Genomic DNA, 1,351 nt, shown 5'->3' on the forward strand with positions numbered 1-1,351 from the left:
TTTTATGCTATTCGCGGGCAGTGATTTTAAAACATCCGTAAAACCTCGTCTGGCGTGTGCCCAACACCCCACAAGTGTTACGTTTTCTACTTTATGATATCCTGCATAGCCATCGACTTGAAGATAGCCTTTGAATTCCTTTAAGAAGTTCATCGGATTTTCCCCAGCTCTGGTTTCTTGATAATCATAAAGTATAATGGGAGGTCCCTCGACACCTGTACGGTATAGCCACAAATAGGATTTAGATGAAGCGGATCTACCTGGTTCTTGAAGCACTTGAAGAGTTGTCTCATCAGCACAAATGATATCCAGCTTAACTAGTAGCTGATGCATCCGGCTGTATAGCTTGCTTAACCAACGATCCGCCCCGTAAATCATCCAATTCGCCATCGTTTGTCGAGACAATGTTAAGCCCAAGCGATGCAGATGTTTTTCTTGTCGATATAAAGGAAGTCCCTCTACATACTTTTGGCTCATGATATGTGCCAACATAGAAGGGGATGCGAGACTTCCCGAAATGACTGGCTTTGGCATAGATGCAGTTTGAATAGGAGTTTCAATTGCCTCCTGCTCACAATGGCGGCACGAATAAACATGGCGAACATGCTTAACTACTTTTACTTCAGCCGGGATATATTTTAATTCCTGACGGACTTCTGTACTCATTTCATGCAAATTTCCACCGCAGCACGAACAGACCTGCTCTTCATCGGATAAACGATATTCGATCGTCTCCACAGGCAAATTTTCTAACATCATCTGACGTTGGCCATGTTTCTTCATACGGCGATAGGTGATGGTTTCCACAGTAGGTTCGGGTAATTCGAGGTTTGCTTCTTTTTCAACTTCATTAAATAGAGTTAGTTCCAGTTGATCTGGAATGCCCTTTTCGCTAGATACACCAAAACGTTTAGACTGGTGAAGGCGAAGCTGTTCTTGTAACCAATAAATCTTGGTTTCAAATTCGTATTTTTCCTTTTCTAGCTTCGCCTCTAAATCTGCGTTTTTCTGTTCAAGAAGTTGAACGCGCTCGAGAAGTTCTTCAATTGTAGGGGTTGTGGTTGATGTTTTCTTCGTCTTTTTCATGGTTCAATTATACTATAAAATCTAACCGATTACTTCAATAATTTCGCGTTCAAACGACAGTTTTTGCAGAAACGACAGGATGTGCTTTTGTCTGTTCTAATGATAAACCGTCTAACAACCAATTTAATTGCCGACGTGAAATTTTATAGGGACCTGAACTCGCATGATCAGATGGCCAGTGGAATTTTCCACGTTCAAGTCTTCGGTAATATAACCAAAATCCATTGGTATCCCAAAGAAGAATCTTGAGTTTATCGCGTTGTTT

Annotated in this window: 2 protein-coding genes; both read right to left on the bottom strand. The window is 41.3% G+C overall.

Annotation, left to right across the window (positions count from 1 at the left end; genetic code table 11):
- Positions 1 to 1,086 (bottom strand): IS66 family transposase (gene tnpC, locus NCCP133_RS21750; protein WP_264807314.1); only part of this gene is annotated, 1,086 nt, incomplete at its 3' end.
- Between the two features lie 49 nt (positions 1,087 to 1,135).
- Positions 1,136 to 1,351: IS66 family insertion sequence element accessory protein TnpB (tnpB, locus tag NCCP133_RS21755; protein WP_264807315.1), on the bottom strand; the 216-nt coding region annotated here is incomplete at its 5' end.

Source organism: Cytobacillus sp. NCCP-133 (genome assembly GCF_026011715.1).
Lineage (GTDB): Bacteria > Bacillota > Bacilli > Bacillales > Cytobacillaceae > Cytobacillus.